Below are 24,362 nucleotides of genomic sequence, written 5' to 3' on the forward strand. Positions count from 1 at the left end.
GACTCGTGCACACACCGGACACAGTCCACAGTTGTCCTCGCGCGGATTCGAATCCCGCGGCACGGACGAGATCAGCCGCGTCGGCCGACCGCGGTGGGGCGAACCACGAACACGACGCGGTCGGGAGCGTCGGTGGGGTCCTTCGGGCCGAACGGTCCGTCGTAGCGCTCGTTCAGGGTGACGAAGAACGCGCCGGTGGGATCGGGATCGATGCGTTCGACCACGCCGCGCACCTCGATATAGCGGTAGGGGTTGTCGGGGTCGACGATCGAGACGGACACATGCGGCGAGCCACGGGCCCGCCGCATGTCCGGTCCGCCTCGGGCGGTCGTCGCGTCCGCGTCGGACGGGTCAGACAGCCTCGAAGTAGTCGATCTTCGGCGCGGCGGCGAGCAGCGGGGCCAGCCGCTGACCGGCGGCGCGGAAGTGCTCGGATTTGCCGTGCAGTTCGAGTGCGGCCGCGTCGTCGTAGAGCTCGAAGATCCGGTAGGAGGTCGGCTCCGCCTTCGAACGAACCAGTTGGTATTGCTTGTTGCCCGGTTCGTGCAGCGCGATCTGTGCGGCGAGGTCGGCGAAGACGGATTCGAAGTCCGCGCCTTTGCCCTCCTGGATGGTCAGTTCGGCGATGACAGCGATCATGACAGCTCCTTCGTTGAGCGAGCCGACCCTCGCGGGACGACCCCGTTGTCTACGTCGCGAGCCTATCCGCCGGTTTCGGGCTCAGAGTCGCCGCACACCGATACCAACGGCCGTCACCGCGACCATCGCGGTCGCCATCACCACCAACATCAGGCTCGACGCGACCGCCGAACGCCGCGTGCGCTTGCGATGCCTGCCCATCAGTACCGCCCTTCCACCGTCGATCACCGGCGCCGCACCTCATGTCGAAGGCCGCGAACACAACCACCGCGACGGCCATGCGATCCGCTCTCCCGCCGACCGGCCGCCGCTCCCCCCGCAACCTTACGGCGACCCTCGGTCCACGAGGCGACAATCGCGGACTCGCCACGCGCGTTTTCCGGTAACAATTCAGCCCGAGCGAGACGGGACCACCCGTTCCGAACCCTCGAATCCGCGAGGCCCCGACTCGAAAGCACACGTGCACAATGACTTTCGGAAAACAACTCCGGTGCGGTCGAGTGACCGCGCACCGTCGGTTCCGACGGTGGATCCGCAGCGTGTCAGCCGCCCGGCATCTCTTCGACCGCGGGCGCGTCCTGGGTCGGCCCCATGGCGCGCGGCGGTGCGGTGAAAGCGGCGGTCGCGCCGATACCCGCACCGATGCCCGCGCCGATCGCGGCCAGCGGCGCCGCCATGAGCGCCGCGCCGTAGACCGCGCCCATGGGACCGGCGGCCAGGCCGATCGGCGCGAACGGCAGGCCGATGGCGAGTCCGAGCGCCCCGCCGACGCCCGCGCCGACCAGCGCGAACGGACTCGCGAACGCCGCGCCCGCGGTCGCGCCGACGGCGGCCGCGCCCATGGTCTGGCCCGCGATCCGATCCGAACGCGTGCGTTCCATGCCGACCGAGTCGAGGAAGGTCGCGATCTCGGCCTCGGTGGCCGCCGCCGCGTCGTTGACCTGGATCGCCTGCTCGCGCGGCAGCCAGTCCGGAGCGGCGACCTGCACGTCGCCGACGCGCAGCATCCCCGGCGGCGGGGCGATCGGCGGCACCCGCGGCACCTCGACGGGGGCGTGCAACGCGTCCACCGGCGACAGGTACTGCGGCTGCGGGACCGGCCGCGCCCACTGCAACGAGCTCAGCGTGTCGTCGGGGATCTTCGCGCCCTGGTACGGCCGGACATTCGGGACCTCGGCGGCGGGCCACTGCGCCGCCGGATCGCCATCGACCGGGTCGGCGACCGGGTGGACCGGATTCGCCCGCGCGGGGCCGACGCCGAAGTCGACGCGACTCACGGCGGCGTCCTGTTCCGGGGTCGCCTCTGCGGTGGCGCCGCCGACCAGGCTCAGGACCACGGGCACCGCGCCCGCGACGACCATCGAACCGACCTTCTGCCTGCGCGGGCCGACCACCCGGTGTTTACCGTTACCCATCGATCACCTTTTCATCGTGAACCGTACGTCGTGTCGATTCGCATTCGGAGCGTCCGGCCCCGGAGATGGGTGCGGTCCAGTGGGGTGAACGCGCGGGCGGGTCCTCAGCCGACCCGGTCGAGTCGGGCCGTGACCCGCTCCGGCGCGCCCGCGCGGGTCACACCCGAGTAGGAGAAGGTGAGACCGTCGTCGGCCGCCGCCGTCACCGCGACGGTGCCGTTGGGAATGCACGGCCCGGACACGATCTGCTCGTAGTAGGACGCGGCGCGGCCGTCCTCGCCTTCCTCGCGCAGCGTCAGCTCACCGGAGCAGTTTCCGCCGGGAACCTCGTAGAGCGTGCTGCCGACCACGGTGCCCACCGGGCCGGAACGCAGGCTGATGGTCATCCGATACCGCGTCAGCACGCCCGCGTCGTCCTGCTCCGCGACGCCCTGCCACTTGCCGACCAGCGGTTCGACGGCCGGTATCACGACCGAGGAGTCGCCGAAGGGGAATCCGTGCTCGAGCGCCGCCGTCAGTCCGAGGACTCCGGCGCCGACCGCCGCGACGGCGCCAACCACGAGTGCGGGCTTGCGGAGGCCGAGCGGGCCACGACCGCGCGCCCGCACTTCGCCGCCGGTCGAATCGGCCGCCGACTCGCCGGACACCGTGGGCGGGTAGACGCCGTAGCCCTCGGTCGGCCGGGCCGCAGGAAGCGGCGCCGATCGGTAGGGAGCCACGACGGCGCGACCCGACGAAGCGGCCTCGAGGTCGGCGGCGAACCGCGCGCAATCCGGATAGCGGTCCTCGGGGTCCTTCGCCAGGGCGCGCGCGACGACCGCGTCGAACGCCTCCGGCACCAACGGATTCCGCGCGCTCGGGCGGGGCGCTGGGCGGTGCAGATGGCCGTGCATCAACTGGGCCGCGTTGCCGCCCGGATACGGGATCTCGCCGGTGAGCATGTGATAGAAGGTGCACCCGAGGGAGTAGACGTCGGCGCGCCGGTCCACCGGCGCGCCGAAATCGAGCCGTTCGGGGGCCGTGTACTGGAAGCTCGCGTACACCTCGTTGGTCCGGGTGAGCACGACGCTGTCCTCGAGATGTTTCGCGATGCCGAAATCGGTGAGCAGCGCCCGTTCCGCGGGTCCTCGGGTGAGCAGGATATTGGCGGGTTTGACGTCACGGTGCAGGACGCCCACGTCGTGGGCGTGGGCGAGCGCGTCGGCGGCCGCGAGCGCGATCCGCACCGCCCGTTCCGGCGCCATCGGTCCGCGCGCCAGAACCGCGCCCAGATCGGCGCCGTCCACGTAGGCCATCGAGATCCACGGCCGTCCGTCCTCGTCGCCGCGCGCGTGCACGGTGACGATATTCGGATGCGAGAGCCGGGCCACCATATCGGCTTCCCGCTGGAATCTGCGGTGCGCGTCCTCGTCCTCGCCGACCGCGCGGGTGAGCACCTTGAGCGCGACGAATCTCGGCAGTCCGCGGTCGTGGGCGAGGTAGACCTCGCCCATGCCCCCGGCCCCGAGCAATCGTTCGATGCGGTATCCGGCGAATATCCGCCCCGGAACCAACGCTGACCCCACCGTAGCCCTCCACATGTCGTGCTCGAGCCGAGAATACGCGTCGCCACGGCGGCATCTCCCGATCAGGAAGTTCGCGAAAGCGGTGGCAACGGTGCGGCCGGATCGGGCCGTGCCGCGGTGCGGCCGACGCGTGGCAGACGCCGTTCGGTCCGGCCGCCGCCACCAGACGCGGGGACGCGCACGGTATGAGGGCGGCCGTGGACTGTCGCCGCGGTCGCGCGAAGCCGACGAATCGAATGCGCCCACCGAGCGCGAGCCGAAGATCCTGCGGTAAGCGATACCGTGGGGTAGCGGCGTCGCGGACCGCCGAGCCGGCGCGATGCGGGAAGATCCTTGATCCGGACAATAAAGTCCGGATAGGTTGGTCCCGCATCGGTCGGATCGGCATCGCCGACCGCTCGACACCGTGGTCACCGAAATGAATGGGAGTTCGACGATGAGACATCCCGCCGCGCCCGCGCGCGGAAAGCGCGCGCGCCGATCGCCGTCGCCCTGGGTCGCCGCTGCCGCGGCCGGGGTGCTCACCGGGGCTCTCGCCGTCACCGCGCTTCCGCCCGCGATCGGATCGGCCGACGAACCAGGCTGTGGCGGAACGCATTTCGTGGCATCATGGGCGGCCTCGCCCACCGACGCCGTCACCCCGTTCGATGCGACGGGCGGACTCGTCCCGCTCACGGTCGACGATCAGACCTTCCGGATGATCGTCTCACCCCACCTCGGCGGCGAACAGTTGCGCGTGCGGCTTACCAACCGATTCGGACTCACCCCCGTCACCTTCGACCGGGTCAGCGTCGGCGACCGGATCTCCGGCGCGACGGTGGGGAATGTCGCAGCGGTGCGGTTCGGCGGCCGGGATTCGGTGACCATCGAACCCGGCGCGGAGGCGCTCAGCGATCCGGTGTCGTTCCCGGTCGCCGCGTTCGCGCCGCTTGCCGTCAGCATCCACGTCGCCGGGCAGGCGGGTCCGCCGACCAAACACTGGAACGCCAACGCGACCTCCTACTACTCCCCCGCGGGCAGCGGCGACCTCACCGGCCGCGCCGACGCGGGCGGTTTCACGGCGACCACCCAGTCCTGGTTCTATGTCTCGGCCGTCGACGTGCTCGCCCCGGCGGGCACCCGCGCGGTGGTGGCCTTCGGCGACTCCATCACCGACGGTTTCGTCGGCAGCACCCCGATCAGCATCCCGGTCGACCGCGCCGCCGCCGACACCGACGGCCGCTATCCCGACGTGTTGCAACACCGCCTGAACGCGCAGCGCGTTCCGGTCTCGGTGGTCAACGCGGGCATCGGCAGCAATCGAGTGCTGGCCAGTGGCGAACCGCTGCTGCTCGGCCCGAGCGGCCTGTCGCGATTCCAGCGTGACGCGCTCGATCAGGCCGGGGTGAGCGGCGTGCTCGTCCAGGAGGGCATCAACGATCTCGGACTGCCGCCGCAGGCCGACGCCGCGTCCATGATCTCGGGCTACGAACAGCTCATCGCGGCGGCCCGCCGCGCGGGCAAGAAGGTCTGGCTCGGCACGCTGCTGCCCGCCTCCGACGCGCTCGTCGACGGGGTACTCATCGCCCCGCGCAGCGAAACCGAACGTCAGGCCATCAACGCCTGGATCCGCGGCCAGCGCCTCGCCGACGGCATCGTCGACTTCGACGCCGCACTGCGCGATCCGGGTGATCCGGCGGTGCTGCGCGACGAATACTCCAGCGTCGACCGGCTGCACCCGAGCCTCGCGGGCTATCGCGCCATGGCCGAGGCCGTCGACACCGCCCTGCTCGCGGACACCCGGTCACCCGCCTGCTGAGCGCGGGCCCTCCCGCAGACGAATGCACCTGGCGGACAACCGAATCCGAACCGGAAGTCCGACCGGGAGCGGGCGGCCCTCAACCATTCCAGCACACGCAATAGTGCGATACCTTCATTGCGTGTCACGGAATCGGCGCTGGTTGGCCAGGTTCCGCCACGCGCTCCGACAGCAGGCGGGCCGCACGGTATCGACGCGAAACCCACTGTCGCCGAACGACATCGATCCGGACCGCCGGTACGGCGATCCGGATCGATGGGGTACTCGATGTGGAGCGGCTTCGGATCAGGAATCCGAGCTGAGCGAGCCCAGGAGCGTCACGAGCAGAGCGAGCAGGTCACCGATGATGTCCATGTTTCCTCTTTTCTCGTCACGGTGAGAATATCCCCACCTTCGCCGCGATTTCGGCGATACATGAAAACTAACCCACCCCCGTCGAGTCAAAACACAATTTCGACCACCCGTTATCCAGAGTTTATCCGACTCGAGCGGTTTCAAGAATGATCGTGCCCACATTCTCGATAAGCCGCTACAGCTGTCCGGAAATAAACGCGAACCCGTACCCGGGGCACGAAATCGGACATCTAACCATGCGGTACGACCGACTGCGATCGGCCCCTATCAGGAAACACCATCACTTCTAGTACTCGCGGTCGGAAACGGCCGCCAGTAGTATCACACCATTCGGCAACCGGTAGCGTGTTTCGACCATCAGGTCCGCGCTCTCCCCCCGGGCGGAAATCTAATTATTTATCGCCTCCGACTGTTTCGAATTACGCTTCCGGGGTATCGGCAATAATTTATCCGCGGAACCTGCTGTCCACTTTCCGCCGCACCCCGCATATCCGCGCGAATTCCGCGGCGGCCGACCTCGGAGAGCCGCCCCGGTCGACCTGTTCCTGAACGGAGCCGCGATCCCACGTGAACGTCGGGAACTTACTCAGTTCCGATCGGCCGCTTCCGCGGCAGCGCGCGCGACGAGGCCGTCGAGGATGAGATCGAGCCCGAAGGTGAACTCGTCGGCGTAGGCGTAGCCGGGTCGCAGGGCGTGTCCGGTGATGAAGGCGTTCAGGTGCGGATAGGCGTCGGGGGGCATGGCGGCCTTGATGTCGGCGGCCATCTCGCCCAGTTCGCCCTCGCCGTCGAAGGGCAGGTTGACCTCCTGCAGCACGAACCCGTACACGTAGCTGTCGACCACCGACAGCGTGTGCGCGATCATGATCAGCGAGAAGCCCGCCCCGCTCAGGACGCCGATGGCCCAGTCGTGGTGGCGCAGGGTGGCGGGACCGGGATCGGCGCGCGACTCCATCAGCCCGACCGCCCACGGATGCCGCAGCAGCGCGGCGCGCAGCGAGACGGCGCGCGACCGAGTGGCGGCGAGCCACCCGCCTTCCGGATCGGGGAGTTCGACTTCGGCGAACACCGCGTCGACCATGCCGTCGAGGATCTCGGGCTTGCCGCCGACGTGGTGGTAGAGCGACATCGCCTCCACCCCGAGCCGATCGGCGACCTTGCGCATGGTCAAGGAATGGACGCCCTGTTCGTCGGCGACCGCGACGGCGGCCGCGACCAACCGCTGCCTGGTGAGCGGAATACGCTGCGCGCCATCGACATTGGCTTCCCTCGCCATACCGCCCTTTCGCCGCTCGCCGAAGATCTTGACAACCTTACCCGGTACGCCTACCTTATGCCGTAAGGTCACCTTATGACGTAAGGCCACCCGACGAAAGCGACGGATTCCGCCGATGACCACCGAAAGCCACACCCATCCCACGCCGCCCCTGCGCGTCTGCATCGTCGGCGCCTCGGGGAAGCTCGGGCAGTACATGATCGACAACGCCCTCGCCCGCGGCTACGAGGTCACCGGCGTCTGCCGAGAACGCAGCGTCGCCAAACTCGAACGATTCGGCGACCGCATCCGCATCCTGCCCGGCCACACCGATGACGCCGAGGTCATCGCCCGCGCCGTCGACGGCTGCGACGGCGTGCTCACCGTGCTCGCTCCGTGGGGCACCGACGACTACGCCTCCGGCACCGCCCGCGCGGTACTCGAGCACACCCGCCACGGCGCGCGACTCGTCTTCTCCTGCGGATGGCACATCACCCGCGACGGAAAAGACCGCTACACCCGCAAGCTCCGCGCGTTCGTCGCGGTCTTCGGCTTCCTCGCCCGCGTCGCACGCATCGCCGATCTCGACGACCAGGTGCGGGCCTGTCGCCTCATCTTCGACAGCGACACCAGCTGGACCGTGGTGCGCGGCAGCGACCTCGAAGAGGGCCCCGCCGAAGGGCTCCCGATCTGGCGCGAGCACGTCGGCGACCCGGCCTTGGCGGACAATCTCACCCGGCGAATCGACTTCGCGGACTTCATGGTTCACGCACTCACCGACGACGCCCTCGTCCGGCGGGCGCCCGCTATCGTCGGGTGCCGCACGCAGTCGGCTCTCGCGCACGCCGAGCCCACCTCGGCGTAGACCTGCCCTGCCGGGGATCCTCGCTCGCCGCGCTCGCACCGCGGGGTCGGGTCCTCGACGAGGACTTCCGTAGTTCCTACCCGACAGCGCGGCGCCGCACGCTCACATCTCGCGAAAATAGTTGGTGTGAAACGTGGTTCAGCGAGATCCGAGGACGAACCGCTTACCGGGATCGACCATCTTGCGCACGGTCGATCCCTTCGCGTACTCACCGAGCGCGGTCATGTTCCAGCCGTCGACCCCGCGCGCGATCATGCACATGAACACCCCCGTCATCGGCTCGCCCTTGGACAGTTCGAACCGCACCAGTTCGGTGTCGGAGTGATCGTCGACGAGACGGCAGTGCGCACGACCCACCTGGTCGAACTTGTGGCCGGCGAACGAGTTCACGGTGAACACCAAGGCGTAGACCTCCGGCGGCAGAGCGGTGAGATCCACCGAGATCACCTCGTCGTCACCCGCGCCGTGACCGGTCAGATTGTCGCCGGAGTGCCGGATGACGCCGTTGAACGCCTCCCGCTTCATGAACCAGACGTTGACCAGCTTCTTCCCATTGCCGTCGTAGGCGATGACCGAGGCGTCCAGATCGATATCGCGGCCGTGCGTGGCCGGATCCCACCCCAATCCCATGCGCACCCGACTCAGCGGCGGCGCGCCCGCTTTGATCAGCGAGACGGTCTCGTTCTTGCGCAACGTGACCCGCCCCTTGTCCAGGCTCACCGTCGGCTGCCCGAAGCGCGGCGCCGCAACCGGTTGCGCGTCGGGTGGCATCGCGAAAGCGGCAGGCGACGGCGCCGGAACGCCGGGTGGCGATATCACGCCGGACGGCGACATCACGGGCGGCGCGGCGGGGGTCGACGGCTCGTCGTCGTCCACGCTGATCCCGAAGTCCGACGCGATACCTGCCAGGCCCTCGGCATAGCCCTGCCCCACCGCCCGCACCTTCCAGGCGCCTCGGCGGCGGTAGAGCTCACACGCGATGAGCGCGGTCTCCGGCCCGAGACCCGTCGGGGCGAAGGTGGCCAGAACCGCGCCGGAGGCGGCGTCGGTCACCGAGATCCGCAGCGGACCAGCCTGCCCCCAGTTCGCCGGACCCGAACCGTCGAGACTCGCGGTGACCACGACGGATTCGATCTCCCCCGGCACCGCGCCCGGCACCACCCGGATGGCGTCCGGCGGCCTGGCCTCCACACCGGGCGCGCTCGGTTGGTTGTAGAAGACGAAATCGCTGTCTGAGCGAACCTTCCCCGCCTCGGTCAGCAGCAGTGCGGCAACATCGACCGGCGTCGACGCCGCGACCGTGACCAGGACTTCCCCTGCGGGGACCGGCGCGTTGGCGCCCTTCACCAAATCCATCGCAACCCTTCCCTCGATACCGCCAACCTTAGAGCGTGGCGGGCGCGTCGGGGTTCGTCGGCGACCCGAGTTCCGCAGGCGCGTCACGGATGCCGACCGACCCTCTCGTTTCTCCCGCGACGACAACCCTGCCGACGGGGGCACCCGTCGCGACCCGCGACCTTGCCTCCCCCTCGGCATCGGCGCATGATGTCAAGCGGGTCGACCCCGACCCGTTCTTCAGCCGTACCAGCTCAATCGAGGATAAGCACATGCTCAACAAAGCAACCAAGGTTTCCGCCGCCGCCGCCATCGCACTGTCCATCGGCGCACTCGCCGCGCCCGCCGCATCGGCGGCGCCCGCCACCACCCCTTCCGCCACCGCCGTCGGCTCGGTCGCTGTCTGTCTCAACGTCCCCATCGGGCCCATCAGCATCAGCGTCTGTCTCTGACCTCTATCGGATTCCGTCGCGGTGGCGGCGCCCTACACGATTTCGACGAACAGCGTGCAGTGGGCGCTACCCCGAGTCGGGGCGACGGTTATCCGGTGAGGCCCGTTCGACGGCAGCACGATCTCGGGACAGGTGCCCGCGACATCCCAGCGTGTGACCGCCGGGGCCTCCTTAAAAACATTCCTACATGCGCATATCTGCGTATCGACATCTTTGATCGGCCGCGCTTCGCAGTGTGAACGAAGTCCGCCCCCGCCGGATCCGAATGATCCGGCGGGGGCGGGATCCTGCCGTGGTTCAGCGCTCACCTGGCCTGGCAGGCCGCCGAATCCAGCTTCGCGGTGCGCACGATATTGCAGGTGAACTGGTTGGAGACCTTCCACTGGTCGTCCTCGGCGACGAATTCGACGAAGGCGTCCTGCACCGGCTTGCCGTCGATGCTGACATCGGCGTCGGCCTTCAGTTTGCCGTTCTCGGGCGGGCGCACCCCCGTGATCGAGACCTTCACCTTGTTGCGTTCGGCGGCGTCGACGAGTTTGTCGACCAGCTGCGGATCGCGTTCGGCGTCCTGGACCCAGGCCGTCTTCTCCTGCGAGCCGACCGACCGGTCGAAGGCGCGGTTGATGCGGCTGTTGAGTTCCTGCGCCGTGGGGGTCGCCAGATTCGGCGGCGTCGTGGTTGGCGGCGCCTCCCCCTCGATCAGGCCCTCCTGGGTCTTGCCGGATTCGAAATTGCTCGCGGTGGAGGTGGTCGCGGCCTGCGAGGACGCGGTGTCGGAGCCGGAATCGGCGCCGCAGGCGGCGAGCGTCATGGCCGCGGCGAACGCGAAGGCGACGGCCGATATTGAGCGATGTTTCACGAAATCCCCTGGGTGAAAGATATTTTCGCGCCGGATTCGGCGGCGAACGTTCAGGCTCAGCTCGAATAGCCTTCGGTGCAGCGCCAGTTCACGACGCGGCCACCGTAGACGCGCGAGAGCGCGGCGTCGCGCGCGGCCGGATAGCTCGAGCGCGAGGCGCTGCTCCAGTGCGTCGCCGACCTCGCCAGCACACCGCATCCGTTGCGCCAGGAGATCGAGACAGCACAGCCCGGCCCACAGGAATTCACGGCGTTGATCTCGGCCGCGTTGTAGCTCGCGTAGTTGTTGCTGATGCTGTACCGCCCGTTGCTGCCGACGGCGATGGCCCCGTAGAAGCCCGTTTGCGCCTGTGCGGCGGGAACCGAGGTGGCGAGCGCGGCGAATGCCGCCGCGACCGCGACCACGGCGGTGAGAATGGTTTTCACGAATCGAATGCCCCTTCATCATCGATACGGTCCGACGGACCACGTGACAACGTACATATCGGGCACGTGACATGCCAACTGTCAGGTTTGCTCCGTGATCTCGCCCACGATCGGGAAGCGTTCGCGATTCGAGGGTGTCGACCCGCTCGCGACGGGTATGCCGAGATCGAGCCCGCCACAACGTGATGGCGGCTCGACGGAGGGATCGGCATCGTGTCGTCGGGGCACGGTGGCAGAACCTTCGCATCTGGGCCGTCCCGCCGCGAATCGCACGGCGGGACGGCCCCGCGGGGACGCGGTGTCTCAGGTGACCCGCAGGACGATCTTTCCTCGGATGTGGCCTGTTTCGGCGCGGCGATGCGCGGCGGCGGCCTCGGCGAGGGGATACACACTGTCGACGGCGACGTGCAGACCTCCCGCGTCGACGAGTTCGGCGAGAGCGGTGAGTTGGTCACCGTCGGAGTGAACCTGGTTGTGCCGCACGGTGATCGCGCGATCGGGGCGGTAGTCGCCGTGGAAGATCGGCATGATCGTGCCGCCGTCGCGCACTACCGGGGTGAACCGGTACGCCTGGGGACCCCCTACGGAGTCGAACAGGAAATCCACACCGTGCGGCCAGTCCTCGACCGGAGTGACGGTGTAGTCGACGAAAGTGTCGACGCCGAGTCGTTCCAGTAGCTCGCGATGCCGTCCCGATGCCACCGCGACGACCTTCGCGCCCGCGTGCGCGGCGAGCTGGACGAGAATGTGCCCTACTCCCCCGCCCGCGCCGTTGACCAGCACGGCGTCTCCCGGACGCACGCCCGCGTGGTCGAAGAGGAACTGCTGCGCCGTCAAGGCGACCAGCGGCGCCGCGGCGGCCTCGAGATGGTCGAGCCGGGCGGGCTTGCGCGCCAGGTGATCCTGCGGAGCGGTGACGTATTCGGCATAGGCGTGCCCGCCGTCGTTCAGCGCGGGGAATCGGATCAGGCCGAACACCTCGTCGCCCGGAGCCAAGCGCGTCACCCGGTCACCGACGGCGACGACGACGCCCGAGGCGTCGACACCTGGGATGAACGGCAGGTCGGGCAGCGGAGGACGCATGTGTTCCGGAATGTTCGCATATCCGGCGCGGCGGTAGAGATCCAGCGGATTCACCCCGGCGGCCCGCACCCGCACGAGCGCGTCGAAGGGGCCGGGTTCCGGGCGGGGCACCTGCTTCTCGACGAGGACTTCGGGGCCGCCGAAACGTTCGACGACGACAGCTTTCATGGTGGGCGGAGTCATCAGCGATCCTGGAGGCAATGGGAGTGGCGGGTCGAGTCGCCCGCCCGTCCAGTAAAACGGAGCACTGCTCCACTTGTCAACGTTCTACATGTCATAGGAAGGTGGACGAATGGATTCCGCCGTCTCACGAGCGGGTCGGACACCGCGCAGCGACGCCAGACGCAACCGCGAACATCTCCTGGAGATCGCTCGCGAGGTGTTGGCCGAGCAGGGCGCGCAGGCGTCGCTGCGGGAGATCGCGCGGCGCGCGCAAGTGGGAATGGGCACCCTCTACCGCCACTTCCCGAACCGCGAGGCGCTGCTCGAGGCCCTGCTCGGCCAGTCCTTCGAACGACTCACCGCCCTCGCCGACACGCTCGCGCGCACGCACGAACCGCGCGCCGCGCTCGTCGAATGGCTGCGCACCTATCTCGCGGGCAGCATCACCTATCGCGGTCTGGTGACGGCGATGATGTCCACCCTGGCCGACGAATCCTCCGCGCTCTCGGCCGCGTGCGCGGACATGCGCGAGGCCGCGGCGAATCTGTTGCGGCGGGCACAGGACAGCGGCGAGGTCCGCGCCGACGTCGACCGCATCGACGTGATCGCGTTGATCAGCGCGGTGGGCTGGATCACCGAACAGGCGCCACAGCTCGCCGGGCGCGGAGACCATCTGTTCGCCGTGATAGTCGACGCGCTGGCGCCCCGGGCGGGCACGGACCCGCCGTGAGCCGAGCCGCTATTCGACGACGACGGCGTCGACGGGAGGCAGGCCCGCGGCCCGCAATGTCGCCACCTCGGCGCGCAATGCCCGGATCTCGGCGACCAGTTCGGTGAGCTCGCGGTCGGTGTTGCCCACATTGGCCTCGACGGTCTTCAGCTGGTCCATCACCCAGCTCGTCGTGGTGCCGATGGCGAAGCTGATCAGGCCGATGCCGAAGGTCATCAGGATCAGCGAGATGAGCCTGCCCTCGGTGGTCACCGGGTACACGTCGCCGTAGCCGACCGTGGTCACCGAAACCATCGACCACCACAGAGCGTCGCCGAAACTGTCGATCTTGCTGTCGGGTGCGCCGTATTCCGCGTCGTAGAAGGCCAGACTGCACAGCAGCAGCACCAGGACCGAACTGGTTCCGACGAATACCGCGAGCCGGGCCCTCGTCATGGTGTTGCGGTTCAGCGTGCCGATCACGAGCATGGCCGCGCGCAGCAGCCGCAGCGGGCGGAAGGGCGGAAGCACCACGATCAACAGGTCGATCGGGTGGGTGCGCAGGAAGCGCCACCGATTCCCGGACAGCCACAGCCGCACCGCGAAATCCACGGCGAACACCGCCCAGATCGTCACGTCGACCCTGGTGAGCCAGGAGTCGAGGCGCGGCGAGGCGCCGGTGTCGAGGACCTGCCAGGCGTAGACGCCGAGGAAGACCACCGCGAGCGCCATCATCGGAATCCCGGTCGCGCGCTCCCATGCCGCTCTGCGGGTGTACTCGAGAGGAGTGTCGTGCATCGAACTACCTGTGTGGATCGGCTGCGGCAAAGGCAACGCCGCAGGTCAGTGCACCGAGGCTACCGAAACAGACCGGATGGCACACGCCCGGCCCGGCCGATGCCATCGCGCCCGCGTGCCGCCGTCCGCGCAGCGGTCCCCCGATCCGCTCGCGGATACCCGGTCGCGGCGGGACGCGGTCGACCTATGCTTGCCGGATGCATCTGGAAGAGTTGACAGATCGCGTGGAGGCCGTGTCGGCAACCTATGCCCGCAAGTACGCGATCGAGCGCGACGCGAGCTGGCTGTTGTTGAAGCTGCACGAGGAGGTCGGCGAACTCACCCAGGCATTCCTGACCAAGACCGGGCAGGCACGAGACCGCGGCCGGACCCCCGAACAGGTCGAGTCCGACTTCCGCGACGAGTTGGCCGACGTGTTCTGCCAAACCCTGCTGCTGGCCCGCCACCACGGCGTCGACCTCGAGCAAGTCGTCGCGGACAAGTGGCTGGTGTGGCAGACCCCCGCCTGAGCGTTCACTTCTGGTAGAAGGTGCTGCCCTGGACCGGGTGGGTGGTGCTGACCAGCTTCGCGTAGCAGTGGTCGCCGTCGAATCCGTGCGCGGCGCACCAGCCGAGGGCGGCCTGCGGGTCGGTGTAGGCGATGCCGACGACGGTGATCCAGAAGTCGGGGTAGCTGAAGGTCGACCACGAGCCCGACCACAGCAGGCGGGCCTCGGGATGGCGGGCGCGCAGGTCGAGGTGTTCGCGCAGGATCTCGCTGTCGGTCCAGGTGCGTCCCTCGGCCACCAGACCGAGCCGTTTGGAGCTGATCTGCGGAACCCAGCGGTTCAGCAGATCCCGCTGCAGCACCGCGCGATCGGATTCCGCGGTCGCCGACAGCCCGGCGGCGGCTTCACGGTCCGCGGCACCGACGATCACCGGGCGCGCCGTCGAGACCTGCGCGGTGGACGGCGACGCCTGGGTCGCAACGAGATCGGGACGCGCGCCCGACTCGACGATCCCGACCCGCAGCGCACCCGCCGAGACGGCGTTCGCCGGCGTCCAGAAGGTGCCCGCCGGGAACCGGAACACCCGTCGCACCGAATCCGTCGCGATCACCACCGGGGCGGTGGACAGATCGAATTCGCCCGTGGCCACGGTCGCCGCGGTGGAGACCACGGTGAGCCGAGTGGCACTGCCCGACAAAACATCACCGCTCGGGCATGCCGCGGTGATGTCGACGGTCAGGTCGACGGCGTCGCCCGCCGCGCGGAACTCGCGCACCGACAGCGTCGGATCGGCCGGGCAGTCCATGATCACCGAGGAGTTCGCCTCGACGCCCGGCGCCGCAGCCGGAGCGTTGTCACCGCGATCACGCACCGCCGCCGCCACCGTGAGCGCCAGCGCGACCGCAACCACCGCCGCGACGCCGATCACCACGGCACGCGCACCCCGCGGCCGCGCGGTGACCTGTGTGACCGGCGCGCCTTCGGGGGGCGCGGCGGCCGCCTGTCGGGTCGGCCTGCGCGCCTTGCGCAGTTCGACCTTGCGGCGCGGCGCCTTCGACAGATCGACACGGTGGGCGCCGGGACGCGCGCGCGGGTCGTCGCTCATGCTCATTCATCCCCTCGGACCGAGTCGCGGCGCCCCTATCCGGCCGGATCGCTGGTGTCGAGGGTAGAAGTCGCCGAGACGGCGCGGTATCGGTCGATCGTGCGACAGCGAGCTCCCGTGTCCGCCGTTCGCAGGACAGTCCGAACCCCCTTCGGAATTCGATAATCGGCGGACGGACGACGCGAGCGCGTCCGGCACGAAACAGGGCCGATGCGGTAGGCGAAAAGGCGGGCATTGATCGATGGGGTTGTTCACCGGCAGATCGCGACCGTCCACGCCTCGGGTTCCCGACCTGGTCCCGCTCGGCGATCCGAAGGCCGCCGACACCGCGCGGCAGTCGGCCTACATCGGCTTGCGGCGCGCGCCGAGGAGTCTGCTGATCCACGGTCGCGGCGCGATCGCCGATTGCTTCGAGCGCGGCGCGGCGGCCGCGCCGGTATTGCGCACCACCGAACTCGTCTGTCCGTCTTGGTATCTCGGCGGATTTCCGGGCTGCGACGAGATCATCTGGTCCGCACTCAGCGGTCCGGCGGGATCCGCGCTCGCCGTGTTCTGCTTCGCGGATTCCGATGCCGAGTTCATCGCCGCCCAGCTCGTCGACCGCTTCGAGGGCAAGCGCCTGCATCCGCCGTGGCATTTCGACACCGGGCTCGCGGGCGCCATGGTGCCCGCCGCGTTCGCGGAGATCTTCGCCGTCGCCGAACCGGTTCCGCTTGGCGCGCTGCCCGGTCTCGGACGACTTCCCGCACCCGCACCACCCGCACCGCCCGCGCCCTCTCGTGTCACAGCCTCTCCTGCCACAGCCTCCCCGCTCGGCGAGGACCCGCCCGTGCACCGCCGCCCGGCGTTCAGCGTGGACTCCGCGGGCGGCGTGACCCCGCCGGGCCCGCCTTCGGGCATGCCACCGAATCCGGCTCCGCCACCGCCGAATACGGGTCATACGGGTCGAGTGCGGCTGCAGCGCGGACAGTCCGAGGAGTTGCGCGACTCCGGCCCGCGGGTATCGGTGACCATCGGCTGGCGCACCCGCCCCGGCGGCGTCGACATGGACCTCGACGCCAGCGCGATCGTCGTCGACGGCCGCGGAAAAGCCGTCTCCGACGAGCATTTCGTGTTCTACAACAACCTGCGTTCGCCGGACGGCGCGGTCGTGCACAGCGGGGCGGAGCATCTCGGCGCCGCCGAGGACGTGATCGGCGTCGACCTCGGCGCCCTCGCGCCCACCGTCACCGGAATCGTCTTCGCGGTCTCGATCTACGACTCCGGCACCAGGGGACACACCTTCGACCGGGTCACCGATGTGTACGTTCGGATCGCGGACGGTGACGGCAGACAGTTGCTGCGCTACGACGCGCCGAGGGCCGCGTCGGAGGCGACCACGATGGTGTTCGGTGAGCTGTACCGCGTCGATGGGCGGTGGCACTTCCGCGCCCTCGGCCGGGGATATCCGGGTGGGCTGGACAGTCTGGTCCGGGAATACGGGATCAGCGTGTGAGGTCTCCACCGTGTCGAATGCGCTGCCCGAGAATACCTCTCGCCGAGTTGTCGGCATCCGTTCCGGCAGCGGGTGACGAATTCGTTTCCGCTGCGGTTCATTCGGACGGTCGGTCGGGGCGCATCCCGTGAAATCGAGCCGCGCAGAACAGGAACCGACCGGTCGAATTTGCCGTACATCGTATGATCACCGGAGATCTTTCCGTCGAGTGGGCATTGTCACGCCGAAAATGTGGGTACTAGTGGGTAGTTCGTAGCGGCGGCAGGTGGCCGATGCTTTAATTCCGTGCATGGGGATCAGACGGTTACTCGTCATGGCGGGCGTCGCCGTCACCGATCTGCCCGGCCCCTACGCCGCGCCGGGTACCGCTCGCCGGATCGGCATCGTGGAAGATCACCAGGCCGCGGCGGTCGGCTTGGCCGCCATGCTGTCCGACCAGCCCGATCTGACCGTCGCCGCGATCGCGCCGACGGTGCCCGCACTGCTTCGCCGGTCCGCCGAACTCGATCTCGCGATACTGGACCTGCGCCTCGCCGACGGCTCGAGTCCCCGGTCGAATGTGGAGACCCTGCACGACCGGGGCATCCCGTGCCTGGTCCACACCTCGGGCGACTGGCGCGACCTGATCCGCTCCGCGGCCCGCGCGGGCGTGCTCGGGGTCGCGCTCAAGAGCGACCCCGCCGAGCGCACCATCGCGATGATCCGAGCCGCCGCGTCGGGCAAGCAGGTCGCCACGACCGCGTGGGCCTCGGCCATCGACAGCGACCCCGCCCTGACCAACATCAATCTGCCGCCGCGCCAGCGCGAAGTGCTCGAGCACTACGCCAACGGCGAGACCGCAGCCTCGGTCGCGCACAAACTCGGGCTGTCCGAACACACCGTCAACGACTACCTGAGCCGCATCCGACGGCGCTACGCCGAAGCCGGGCGACCGGTCCGTTCCCGAGTCGACCTCTACCGGGAGGCGAAAAGGGACGGCTACATCGGCGGTGGCGACCGACGGAATCGATGACCGACCGCGCCGCACTCGGCCACGACACCGCACGCGGTCACGACGCCGAACGACGCCTGGTGCGCGGCGCCTGCCTGTTCGTCGGATTCGGCGGCCTGTTCTACGCCCTGCTCACCACGCCGGTCGCGCTCGCCCAGCGGGACCTGGCCGTCCCGTGGTGGACCCCGCTCGCGCTCGCCGCGGTCTACGGCCCGGCCGCCGCGATCGCGCTCGCCGCCGCGCGTGCGCGATTCGACCTGGCCCGCGCGGGCGCGCTCGCCTTCGCCGCGGGCTATCTGCTCGCCGCCCTCAGTTGGGCGATCCTGCGCACCGGGACGACCGTTCCGCACGAGGAATCGCTGTGGATCACCTGGATTCCCGGACTGCCCGCGGTCGCGATGTGCGTGTTCTGGCGGGTGACGCCGTTCTGCTATCTGGTCGCGGCGGCCGCGGTGAGCCAACTCGACGCCGCGTTGGCCCGAGGTCCGGCGGCCTATCCGGTGCTGCCGGAATTCCTTTTCGCGGTGGCCTATTCGGCGCTGCCGTGTGCGGCCTGCGTGGTGCTGATCCGGATCGGGCGAACCCTCGACCGGACCGCGCACGAGGTGCGCGCCAAGGCCGTCACCACCGCGGAGGCGAAGGCACGGCGTTTCGAGCGCCGTCGATTCGACGCACTCACCCACGACTGGGTGCTCGCGACGCTGTTGCAGGCCTCGCGCACTCCCAACAACCCTGTCCTGACCCACCACGCCGACATCACCCTCGGCGATCTCGAGCGGCTGCGCGCAGGCCTGCCCGCCCGCGACAATCTCGACCTCGACCAGGTGGCCGCCACCGTGCGCGCGGCCGTCGCCGACATCGACGATTCGGTCCCGCTCTCGATCGATGTCGACAGCGCGGCCTTCACCGTGCCGAGCGATGTCGCCGCGGCGCTGGCCGCCGCGGTGTCGGAGGCGCTGCGCAACTGGCAACGCCACGCCGGGTGGCCGGGGCGCGAGGCCGCCTGCGAGGTGGAGCTCACCGCCGACGACCGCGCACTGCGCGTCGACATCGTCGACGACGGAGTCGGATTCGACCCGGGATCGGTGCCGTCCAACCGGCTCGGCCTGCGCGCGGGCATCACCGACCGGCTCACCGAATTCCCCGGCGGTTGGGCCGAAATCGACTCGGCCCCCGGCCGCGGCTGCCGGATCAGCGCGGGCTGGGCCGCGCCGTGACCGTCGACGACGACGTCCGCGACATCCTCGGCATCCGCACCGTCGGCGCCTGGCTGCTTTCGCTGTTCTTCGCGGCGGCGGTGCTCGCCATGGCCGCCGGATCCACCGACGGCGTGCGCGATGCCAGGTTCACGGCGCTGGCGGCGGTGCTCGTCCTGTTCGCGGGCCTCGGCATCCTCGTCGCGCCCGGGGATCCGATACCCGCGCGTTTCGCGGTGCCCGTCGCGGCGGCCGCGCCGCTCAGCGCGGGCCTCGCGCTGTGGCAGCTGCCGGTGCCGATGGCCGGATCCACACAGATCTGGTTCCTCGGCGCGGCCTCGGCCTATCTCAACTTCCTGTGTGTGCGCGGCGCGTCACGCTGGGCGTGGCTCGGACTGATCGGGCAGATCCTCACCTGCGCGCTGTGGACCGCGACCACGGGACAGGGCGTAATCACCGGCGTCGGCTTCTCTTTCATCAATGTCACCCCGCTGCTCATGGCGACCTTCTTCGCCCGCGTGATCCGGCCGATCGCGCAGGAAGTGCTCACGCTGCGCCGCGCGGACACCGAACGCGCCGCCGCCGAGGCCGCCGCGTGCGCCGCGCAGCAGGAACGCGACCGCCGCGTGGCACGCCTCGATCGCATCGCGCGACCGCTGCTCGAGACCATCGCCTCCGGGCGCCCGCTCAGCACCGCCGAACAGGCCGAGTGCCGCCTGGTCGAGGCCGAACTCCGCGACGACATCCTCGGCGGAGTCATGATGGACGCGACGGTGGCGACCGCGGCCCGTTCGGCCCGCGAACGCGGAGTCACCGTCGTGCTCGACGACGGCGGCGGCCTCGACGAGGTCCCACACGCGCTCCGGCAACATGTGCGCATCGTCGTGCGCGACGCACTCGACTACGCGGAGGGCGGCACCATCACCGCGCGGGTGCTGCCGCCGGGACGCGCGAGCCTGATCTCGATTCTGTTGCGCGACAATGAAGAATTGCGCATCGAGGTCGAGGCGAACGGGGAGGTGCGGTCCGATCTCGACGATCGAAGTTGATACGCGACGCTAATGATGCCCCCGGACTCGAGGGCCGAGATCCACGGGCAGATAACCGGGGAATGTTTTTGAGAGGAAACCGCTCCTATATTCGGAAGGCATTCGGTTATCGGTCCGCAACTTTCGGGGAGGCGTGGCATCGGAGCCGTCCGACCACCGAGCGAAGCGGAGACCTCCGATGACCGCACCCGAGTTCCAGCCCGAGCCGCACCCCGTCCGGTGGCGCGACCCGCACCTGTCGACCCGGGAGCGCGAAGTGCTGCTCGCGTGGGTCACCTGCGATTCCAAAACCCTTGTGGCCAAACGCCTCTACCTGTCGGTCGGCACGGTCAACACCCACATCACCCGCATCAGGGCCAAGTACGACGCGGTGGGGCGCAACGCGAGCACCAAGGCCGCCCTCGTGGCTCGCGCCCTCCAGGACGGTCTGATCGAGCTCGACGCGCTGTGAGGACCGCGCGTTGTCCCGAACCGCCGCCACCGACGCTAACAATGCCCGTCCGCCGTCGATATCCACCGATCGGCGGACGGGCGCCGCGACGTTGTCGCGCGTTCGACCGACAGACAACGTAACCGATTCGTGACACCGTTTCGTTTCGCGGGTGAACGATTTCGAACCTCCCGCGTGACAGCGCGCCATCGTACCGACCAGTTGCGCTCGAGCACGATTTCGGGCATTGATTGATCCGAACTCGGTCGCAGGCGCCAAGGAGTCGCGACCGCATGCGGAAGGTGTTGGGACCGATCGTGAACCGTCGACCGTCGTACGAGGTGGCCGTATCGGCCTCGGCCCTCAGCGATCTGATCATGGCGGTGCACGCGGTCGCGGACCGGTCGGGCGGCCTATCGGGCCGCCGTTGGCGCTTCGGCAACGTCGTCGGCATCGGCGCACCCCAGGTGCGCGACCTCACCCTCGCCGCGGCCGGGGCCAAACACGCGATCGAGCGCAAGACCGTCGCGGCCATCACCGTCGCCGCGCATCGCCGCATCGCCGTCGACGTGGTGTTCACCCTCGACGACCGCACCGCCACCGCCCAATTCCACTGCGCCACCGGCGGCGCGGAATCGGAGTCGCCGGAGACGGCGTGGGCGGAGTACCTCGCGACGACCACCTGCGAAGCGCTCGCCGCCACCGACATCACCCCCACCCTCTCGCGCTGACCGCCGCCCGCCGCGCCGTCATCCGTTCGAAGGACACGTCGACTCCCCTACCAGCGCCGTATCACCCTGTCGGGCATTGTCATTCATTCGCACGATAAACAGCCGACACCGGTCTCCATATTCTTGGTCGACTCAATGGCACACGACTCGAACCGAGTTGGAGAAAAACCGGTGGCATCTCCGCCCGGACCGAAAGGTCCTTTCGACTACAGCGAATACCGCACGCGCAGAACGGATTTCTCGAACGCGGCGAACAGTGACGCGCCGACGACGCGCAGCACCGTCTTCGACGAACCCACCGCGCGCGTCAATTCCTCGCTGTCGGAATCGCTGTCGCTGTCGGAAGGCAAGCCGCCGGTGCACTGGCTGCTCGCGGCCGCGCTCGGCGTCGCGGTCGGACTGGTGATCGCGGTGAGCGAGGGCCGTTCCGCCCTCGCGGCGGCGGCCTGGTTGCTGACCGGCCCGCTCGCGCTCGGCCTGCTCGCCGTGTACACCCGCGCCGACCTCGTGCAGCGCGCCCGATTCAGCTACCGGCCGACGGCCCTCGCGGGCATCCTCTACGCGGCGGTACTCGCGGGCGCCGCCATCGGCGTCCTGCTCAGCGGATGGCATTTCGCGGATTGGTTGGCGCGCCGGTGAGACAACGAATCCGTCGGGTCGCCGCGGTGATCGCGATCGCGCTGGCCTCGGTGCTGCTGCCCGGCCCCGCCGCCCCCGCCCAGCCCCAGAACACCTCGGCGGTGGTCGATTTCGGCGCCTGCCTGTCGGGTCAGCAGCGCGGCGACCTGCTGCTGCTGCTCGACGAGTCGCGCAGCCTCATGACCTCCGACCCCGACGCCGCGAGGGTGCCCGCCGCGCAGCGTCTGCTCCAGGAACTCACCGAGTGGACCGCCAATTCGCTCATTCGCCTCGACGTGGCGGTGGCCGGGTTCGGCGACGAGTACACCACACACCACGACTGGGTCACCCTCGACCGCGCGTCGCTGCCCGGGCTCGACGCCGCGATCGCGGGGGCGCGCGACCGCACCAAGGCGGGCGCCACCGACTACGGTCTGGCACTGCGCGAGGCCCACCGATCGCTGGTCGGCCATCGCGGCGACCGGAATCCGGCGACCTGTCGCGCCGTCGCGTGGTTCACCGACGGCGAACTCGATTTCAGCACGCCTGCCGATCCGACCGCGCGCATCGAGGCAACCAAGACCTCGATCTGCCGTCCCGGCGGCACCGCCGACCTGCTCAGGGCCACCGGCATCCGCACCTTCGCGATCGGATTGGCGGGCGGCGGACAGCGACCGGACTTCGGTCTGCTCTCCGCCATCGCCACCGGCGCCGCGGACCCGCACACGACGTGCGGCGACATCAAGACACCGCGCCCCGGCGAGTTCTACCTCGCCACCGACATCGGGGACCTGCTCGCCCAGTTCACCAAGATCGCCACCGGCGGCACCAGGGTGGCCACATCGGGACCGGCGTGTCGCGCCGGCATCCGCACCGAATGCGAACATCGCTTCGTACTCGACAACTCCATCCGCGGAGTGAAGATCGAGGCCGACGCGGGCGCGGCGGGTCTCACCCCGACGCTGGTGGCCCCCGACGGCTCCCGCGTCACCATCGACAGCGTCGGCTCGGGTTCGACCACCATCGGCGGCGTCCCGCTCACCTACCGCTGGACCTCGGAGAACAAGCTGTCGTTCACCATGGCCAGAACCGCGGGCGCGCAGTGGCGCGGCGCGTGGGCCTTCGCCTTCGTGGACAAGCGGGTCAGCGGGGCGGAGGTCATGACCACCTCGCGCATCACCATCTACGGCGACCTCGTGCCGACCTGGACCGAGAAGGCCGAGCGCAAACTGCACGCCGAGGAGCGCACACGGCTGCGTTTCGGCATCGCCGACCGCGAGGGCAAGGCCGTGAAGATCGCCGATGTCGAAGGGACGGCGCAGCTCTCGGTGTCGATCATCGACAACACGGGCGTCACCCACGAGATCGCCGCCGGGCTGGACAAGAGCAAGCTGGCGAGTCCGGTCGAGGTGGATCTCACCGAGATCGGTCCCGGCCCGGCCACCCTGCGCCTGGCGCTCGCCATCACCACCGCGCCCTCCGGCGACATCGCAGGCACCGCGCTCACCCCGGAGCCGCTGGATATCCCGCTCACGATCGCGCCGCCGATCGACGTGCCCGAACTCGCCCCCCTCGATTTCGGAACCCTCGAGGGCGCGGGCGAATTCAAGGCGACGGTGCAGGTCACCGGCACCGGCTGCGTGTGGCTGCCCGCCGACCGGCCCGCCGTCTTCAAGACCCGCCCCGAGGATGTCGGCACGCTCGAACTGCGCGGCGCTGGCCCCGACGGGGCCTCGGGCTGCGCCCCCGGCGTGGCCGCGCGGGCGATCCCGGTGACGCTGCGCATCGAGAACGCGGCCAACGGCGTGGTCAGCGGTGTCCTTCCGGTCACCGCCACGCGCGCCGAGAACCCCGCCGCCACTGTCACCGTCGAGGTGCCCTTCCGCGCCGAGATCCAGAAACCGCCGGACAAGCCCATCTACTGGTTGACCCTCGCGCTTACCGTCCTGCTCGGCCCCGGAATCCCGATACTGCTGCTCTACCTGCTGAAATGGCTGACCACCCGTATCCCGGCACAGTCGCTCAAAGCACAGCGGTTCCCGGTGCGGGTCAGAGGTTCGGTGCTGCACCGCGACGGCAGGCCGTTCGCCCTTCGCCCCGACGATCTCGTGCACAGCGTCCCCGAACTGCACCGGTCGGCGCGGCGGATCACCCTCGACGGCATACAGATCCAGGCGCGCGGTGGATGGTCGCCGATCGGGCTCGGCCGTGTGGTCGCCGCCGCGCCCGGCATGGTCGGCGCCTCCAACGCCGAGCATCCCACCGACGCCGGAGGCAACGCCCTGCTGCCGCTGCACCTGCACTCGTCCTGGTTCGTGCTGTGCGATCCGAGCGGGCCCGCCGACGAGGCGACCCTGGTCCTGCTGGTCAGCGGCGAAGCCAGTGCGTCGCAGCGGACCGCGTTGGTGGCCGACGCCCGCGACCGCGGCGCCGCCCGTATCGCCACCCTGCTCGCCGAACACGGACGGACGGGCGCGAGCGATTCGACGCCGACACGCGCCGAAGTCCCGGAGAACCCGTTCGCCCGATGACCCTTTCCATGCCT

Annotated in this window: 25 protein-coding genes; 13 read left to right on the top strand and 12 right to left on the bottom strand. The window is 69.4% G+C overall.

Annotated elements, in window-relative coordinates:
- Positions 1-71 precede the first annotated feature (71 nt).
- From IT779_RS25230 to IT779_RS25250, 5 genes are all read right to left on the bottom strand, one after another.
- Positions 72-281, bottom strand: a complete 210-nt coding sequence (locus tag IT779_RS25230) for a pyridoxamine 5'-phosphate oxidase family protein (protein WP_196151887.1) — start codon at positions 279-281, stop codon at positions 72-74.
- A 70-nt stretch (positions 282-351) separates the two neighbouring features.
- Complete coding sequence (locus IT779_RS25235; protein ID WP_196151888.1) at positions 352-639, bottom strand: putative quinol monooxygenase; 288 nt, start codon at positions 637-639, stop codon at positions 352-354.
- 81 nt (positions 640-720) lie between these two features.
- A complete protein-coding gene (locus IT779_RS25240; protein ID WP_196151889.1) occupies positions 721-867 on the bottom strand; it encodes a hypothetical protein in 147 nt (48 codons plus the stop codon).
- 314 nt (positions 868-1,181) lie between these two features.
- The gene (locus tag IT779_RS25245; RefSeq protein WP_196151890.1) at positions 1,182-2,054 is read right to left on the bottom strand and encodes a hypothetical protein; all 873 of its coding nucleotides are present in this window, start codon (positions 2,052-2,054) and stop codon (positions 1,182-1,184) included.
- 104 nt (positions 2,055-2,158) lie between these two features.
- The gene (locus tag IT779_RS25250; protein WP_196151891.1) at positions 2,159-3,619 is read right to left on the bottom strand and encodes a serine/threonine-protein kinase; all 1,461 of its coding nucleotides are present in this window, start codon (positions 3,617-3,619) and stop codon (positions 2,159-2,161) included.
- 436 nt (positions 3,620-4,055) lie between these two features.
- Here IT779_RS25250 and IT779_RS25255 point away from each other — a divergent pair, with 436 nt between their 5' ends.
- Positions 4,056-5,417 carry a GDSL-type esterase/lipase family protein gene (locus IT779_RS25255; protein WP_196151892.1) on the top strand — a complete coding sequence of 454 codons (1,362 nt, stop codon included), beginning with the start codon at positions 4,056-4,058 and terminating at the stop codon, positions 5,415-5,417.
- A 940-nt stretch (positions 5,418-6,357) separates the two neighbouring features.
- On the opposite strand, the gene IT779_RS25260 is transcribed toward IT779_RS25255, so the two are convergent.
- On the bottom strand, positions 6,358-7,047 hold the full coding sequence (locus IT779_RS25260; protein WP_196151984.1) for a TetR/AcrR family transcriptional regulator: 690 nt from the start codon (positions 7,045-7,047) through the stop codon (positions 6,358-6,360).
- Between the two features lie 115 nt (positions 7,048-7,162).
- Between IT779_RS25260 and IT779_RS25265 the strand changes: the two genes are divergently transcribed.
- Positions 7,163-7,891: an NAD(P)-dependent oxidoreductase gene (locus IT779_RS25265; protein WP_196151893.1), complete on the top strand. Its 729-nt coding sequence runs from the start codon at positions 7,163-7,165 to the stop codon at positions 7,889-7,891.
- A gap of 138 nt (positions 7,892-8,029) precedes the next feature.
- On the opposite strand, the gene IT779_RS25270 is transcribed toward IT779_RS25265, so the two are convergent.
- Positions 8,030-9,247, bottom strand: coding sequence for a TerD family protein (locus tag IT779_RS25270; RefSeq protein ID WP_196151894.1), 1,218 nt, complete (start codon positions 9,245-9,247; stop codon positions 8,030-8,032).
- A 251-nt stretch (positions 9,248-9,498) separates the two neighbouring features.
- Between IT779_RS25270 and IT779_RS25275 the strand changes: the two genes are divergently transcribed.
- A complete protein-coding gene (locus IT779_RS25275; RefSeq protein WP_196151895.1) occupies positions 9,499-9,678 on the top strand; it encodes a hypothetical protein in 180 nt (59 codons plus the stop codon).
- A 304-nt stretch (positions 9,679-9,982) separates the two neighbouring features.
- Here the strand turns inward: IT779_RS25275 and IT779_RS25280 are convergent, their stop codons facing one another.
- The 3 genes from IT779_RS25280 to IT779_RS25290 all read right to left on the bottom strand — a co-directional run bounded on the left by IT779_RS25280 (position 9,983) and on the right by IT779_RS25290 (position 12,228).
- Complete coding sequence (locus IT779_RS25280; protein ID WP_196151896.1) at positions 9,983-10,537, bottom strand: hypothetical protein; 555 nt, start codon at positions 10,535-10,537, stop codon at positions 9,983-9,985.
- 56 nt (positions 10,538-10,593) lie between these two features.
- Positions 10,594-10,962, bottom strand: a complete 369-nt coding sequence (locus tag IT779_RS38030) for a DUF4189 domain-containing protein (protein ID WP_196151897.1) — start codon at positions 10,960-10,962, stop codon at positions 10,594-10,596.
- Positions 10,963-11,265: 303 nt separating this feature from the next.
- A complete protein-coding gene (locus tag IT779_RS25290; RefSeq protein WP_232542067.1) occupies positions 11,266-12,228 on the bottom strand; it encodes an NADP-dependent oxidoreductase in 963 nt (320 codons plus the stop codon).
- Between the two features lie 109 nt (positions 12,229-12,337).
- Here IT779_RS25290 and IT779_RS38035 point away from each other — a divergent pair, with 109 nt between their 5' ends.
- Positions 12,338-12,937 carry a TetR/AcrR family transcriptional regulator gene (locus IT779_RS38035; RefSeq protein ID WP_232542068.1) on the top strand — a complete coding sequence of 200 codons (600 nt, stop codon included), beginning with the start codon at positions 12,338-12,340 and terminating at the stop codon, positions 12,935-12,937.
- Positions 12,938-12,946: 9 nt separating this feature from the next.
- Here IT779_RS38035 and IT779_RS25295 read toward each other — a convergent pair whose 3' ends face one another.
- On the bottom strand, positions 12,947-13,714 hold the full coding sequence (locus tag IT779_RS25295) for a potassium channel family protein (RefSeq protein WP_232542069.1): 768 nt from the start codon (positions 13,712-13,714) through the stop codon (positions 12,947-12,949).
- Positions 13,715-13,911: 197 nt separating this feature from the next.
- Here IT779_RS25295 and IT779_RS25300 point away from each other — a divergent pair, with 197 nt between their 5' ends.
- Positions 13,912-14,223, top strand: a complete 312-nt coding sequence (locus IT779_RS25300) for a MazG nucleotide pyrophosphohydrolase domain-containing protein (RefSeq protein ID WP_196151898.1) — start codon at positions 13,912-13,914, stop codon at positions 14,221-14,223.
- 4 nt (positions 14,224-14,227) lie between these two features.
- Here IT779_RS25300 and IT779_RS25305 read toward each other — a convergent pair whose 3' ends face one another.
- A complete protein-coding gene (locus IT779_RS25305; RefSeq protein ID WP_196151899.1) occupies positions 14,228-15,307 on the bottom strand; it encodes a hypothetical protein in 1,080 nt (359 codons plus the stop codon).
- 241 nt (positions 15,308-15,548) lie between these two features.
- Between IT779_RS25305 and IT779_RS25310 the strand changes: the two genes are divergently transcribed.
- The 8 genes from IT779_RS25310 (at position 15,549) to IT779_RS25345 (ending at position 24,348) form a co-directional block, all read left to right on the top strand.
- The gene (locus tag IT779_RS25310; RefSeq protein WP_196151900.1) at positions 15,549-16,802 is read left to right on the top strand and encodes a TerD family protein; all 1,254 of its coding nucleotides are present in this window, start codon (positions 15,549-15,551) and stop codon (positions 16,800-16,802) included.
- 313 nt (positions 16,803-17,115) lie between these two features.
- The gene (locus IT779_RS25315; protein ID WP_196151986.1) at positions 17,116-17,814 is read left to right on the top strand and encodes a response regulator transcription factor; all 699 of its coding nucleotides are present in this window, start codon (positions 17,116-17,118) and stop codon (positions 17,812-17,814) included.
- Positions 17,811-19,010, top strand: coding sequence for a sensor histidine kinase (locus IT779_RS25320; protein WP_196151901.1), 1,200 nt, complete (start codon positions 17,811-17,813; stop codon positions 19,008-19,010). The genes IT779_RS25315 and IT779_RS25320 overlap by 4 nt, the downstream gene beginning before the upstream one ends.
- A complete protein-coding gene (locus tag IT779_RS25325) occupies positions 19,007-20,038 on the top strand; it encodes a hypothetical protein (protein WP_332838959.1) in 1,032 nt (343 codons plus the stop codon). Before IT779_RS25320 ends, IT779_RS25325 begins: the two co-directional genes overlap by 4 nt.
- A 178-nt stretch (positions 20,039-20,216) precedes the next feature.
- Positions 20,217-20,489 (top strand): response regulator transcription factor, encoded by a 273-nt coding sequence (locus IT779_RS25330; protein ID WP_196151902.1) that lies wholly within the window; start codon positions 20,217-20,219, stop codon positions 20,487-20,489.
- Positions 20,490-20,761: 272 nt separating this feature from the next.
- The gene (locus IT779_RS25335; protein WP_196151903.1) at positions 20,762-21,199 is read left to right on the top strand and encodes a hypothetical protein; all 438 of its coding nucleotides are present in this window, start codon (positions 20,762-20,764) and stop codon (positions 21,197-21,199) included.
- A gap of 171 nt (positions 21,200-21,370) precedes the next feature.
- Positions 21,371-21,838 (top strand): hypothetical protein, encoded by a 468-nt coding sequence (locus tag IT779_RS25340; protein ID WP_196151904.1) that lies wholly within the window; start codon positions 21,371-21,373, stop codon positions 21,836-21,838.
- The gene (locus IT779_RS25345; RefSeq protein ID WP_196151905.1) at positions 21,835-24,348 is read left to right on the top strand and encodes a vWA domain-containing protein; all 2,514 of its coding nucleotides are present in this window, start codon (positions 21,835-21,837) and stop codon (positions 24,346-24,348) included. The genes IT779_RS25340 and IT779_RS25345 overlap by 4 nt, the downstream gene beginning before the upstream one ends.
- Positions 24,349-24,362: the final 14 nt, after the last annotated feature.

This window comes from Nocardia bovistercoris (assembly GCF_015674855.1).
Lineage (GTDB): Bacteria > Actinomycetota > Actinomycetes > Mycobacteriales > Mycobacteriaceae > Nocardia > Nocardia bovistercoris.

Coding starts and splice junctions, on each gene's coding strand:
- IT779_RS25245 (WP_196151890.1), bottom strand. CDS start 2,054: ATGGGTAACGGTAAACACCGGGTGGTCGGCCCGCGCAGGCAGAAGGTC.
- IT779_RS25305 (WP_196151899.1), bottom strand. CDS start 15,307: ATGAGCGACGACCCGCGCGCGCGTCCCGGCGCCCACCGTGTCGATCTG.
- IT779_RS25260 (WP_196151984.1), bottom strand. CDS start 7,047: ATGGCGAGGGAAGCCAATGTCGATGGCGCGCAGCGTATTCCGCTCACC.
- IT779_RS25330 (WP_196151902.1), top strand. CDS start 20,217: ATGACCGCACCCGAGTTCCAGCCCGAGCCGCACCCCGTCCGGTGGCGC.
- IT779_RS25335 (WP_196151903.1), top strand. CDS start 20,762: ATGCGGAAGGTGTTGGGACCGATCGTGAACCGTCGACCGTCGTACGAG.
- IT779_RS38035 (WP_232542068.1), top strand. CDS start 12,338: ATGGATTCCGCCGTCTCACGAGCGGGTCGGACACCGCGCAGCGACGCC.
- IT779_RS25290 (WP_232542067.1), bottom strand. CDS start 12,228: ATGACTCCGCCCACCATGAAAGCTGTCGTCGTCGAACGTTTCGGCGGC.
- IT779_RS25255 (WP_196151892.1), top strand. CDS start 4,056: ATGAGACATCCCGCCGCGCCCGCGCGCGGAAAGCGCGCGCGCCGATCG.
- IT779_RS25300 (WP_196151898.1), top strand. CDS start 13,912: ATGCATCTGGAAGAGTTGACAGATCGCGTGGAGGCCGTGTCGGCAACC.
- IT779_RS25315 (WP_196151986.1), top strand. CDS start 17,116: ATGGCGGGCGTCGCCGTCACCGATCTGCCCGGCCCCTACGCCGCGCCG.
- IT779_RS25320 (WP_196151901.1), top strand. CDS start 17,811: ATGACCGACCGCGCCGCACTCGGCCACGACACCGCACGCGGTCACGAC.
- IT779_RS25275 (WP_196151895.1), top strand. CDS start 9,499: ATGCTCAACAAAGCAACCAAGGTTTCCGCCGCCGCCGCCATCGCACTG.
- IT779_RS25295 (WP_232542069.1), bottom strand. CDS start 13,714: ATGCACGACACTCCTCTCGAGTACACCCGCAGAGCGGCATGGGAGCGC.
- IT779_RS25235 (WP_196151888.1), bottom strand. CDS start 639: ATGATCGCTGTCATCGCCGAACTGACCATCCAGGAGGGCAAAGGCGCG.
- IT779_RS25265 (WP_196151893.1), top strand. CDS start 7,163: ATGACCACCGAAAGCCACACCCATCCCACGCCGCCCCTGCGCGTCTGC.
- IT779_RS25310 (WP_196151900.1), top strand. CDS start 15,549: ATGGGGTTGTTCACCGGCAGATCGCGACCGTCCACGCCTCGGGTTCCC.
- IT779_RS25270 (WP_196151894.1), bottom strand. CDS start 9,247: ATGGATTTGGTGAAGGGCGCCAACGCGCCGGTCCCCGCAGGGGAAGTC.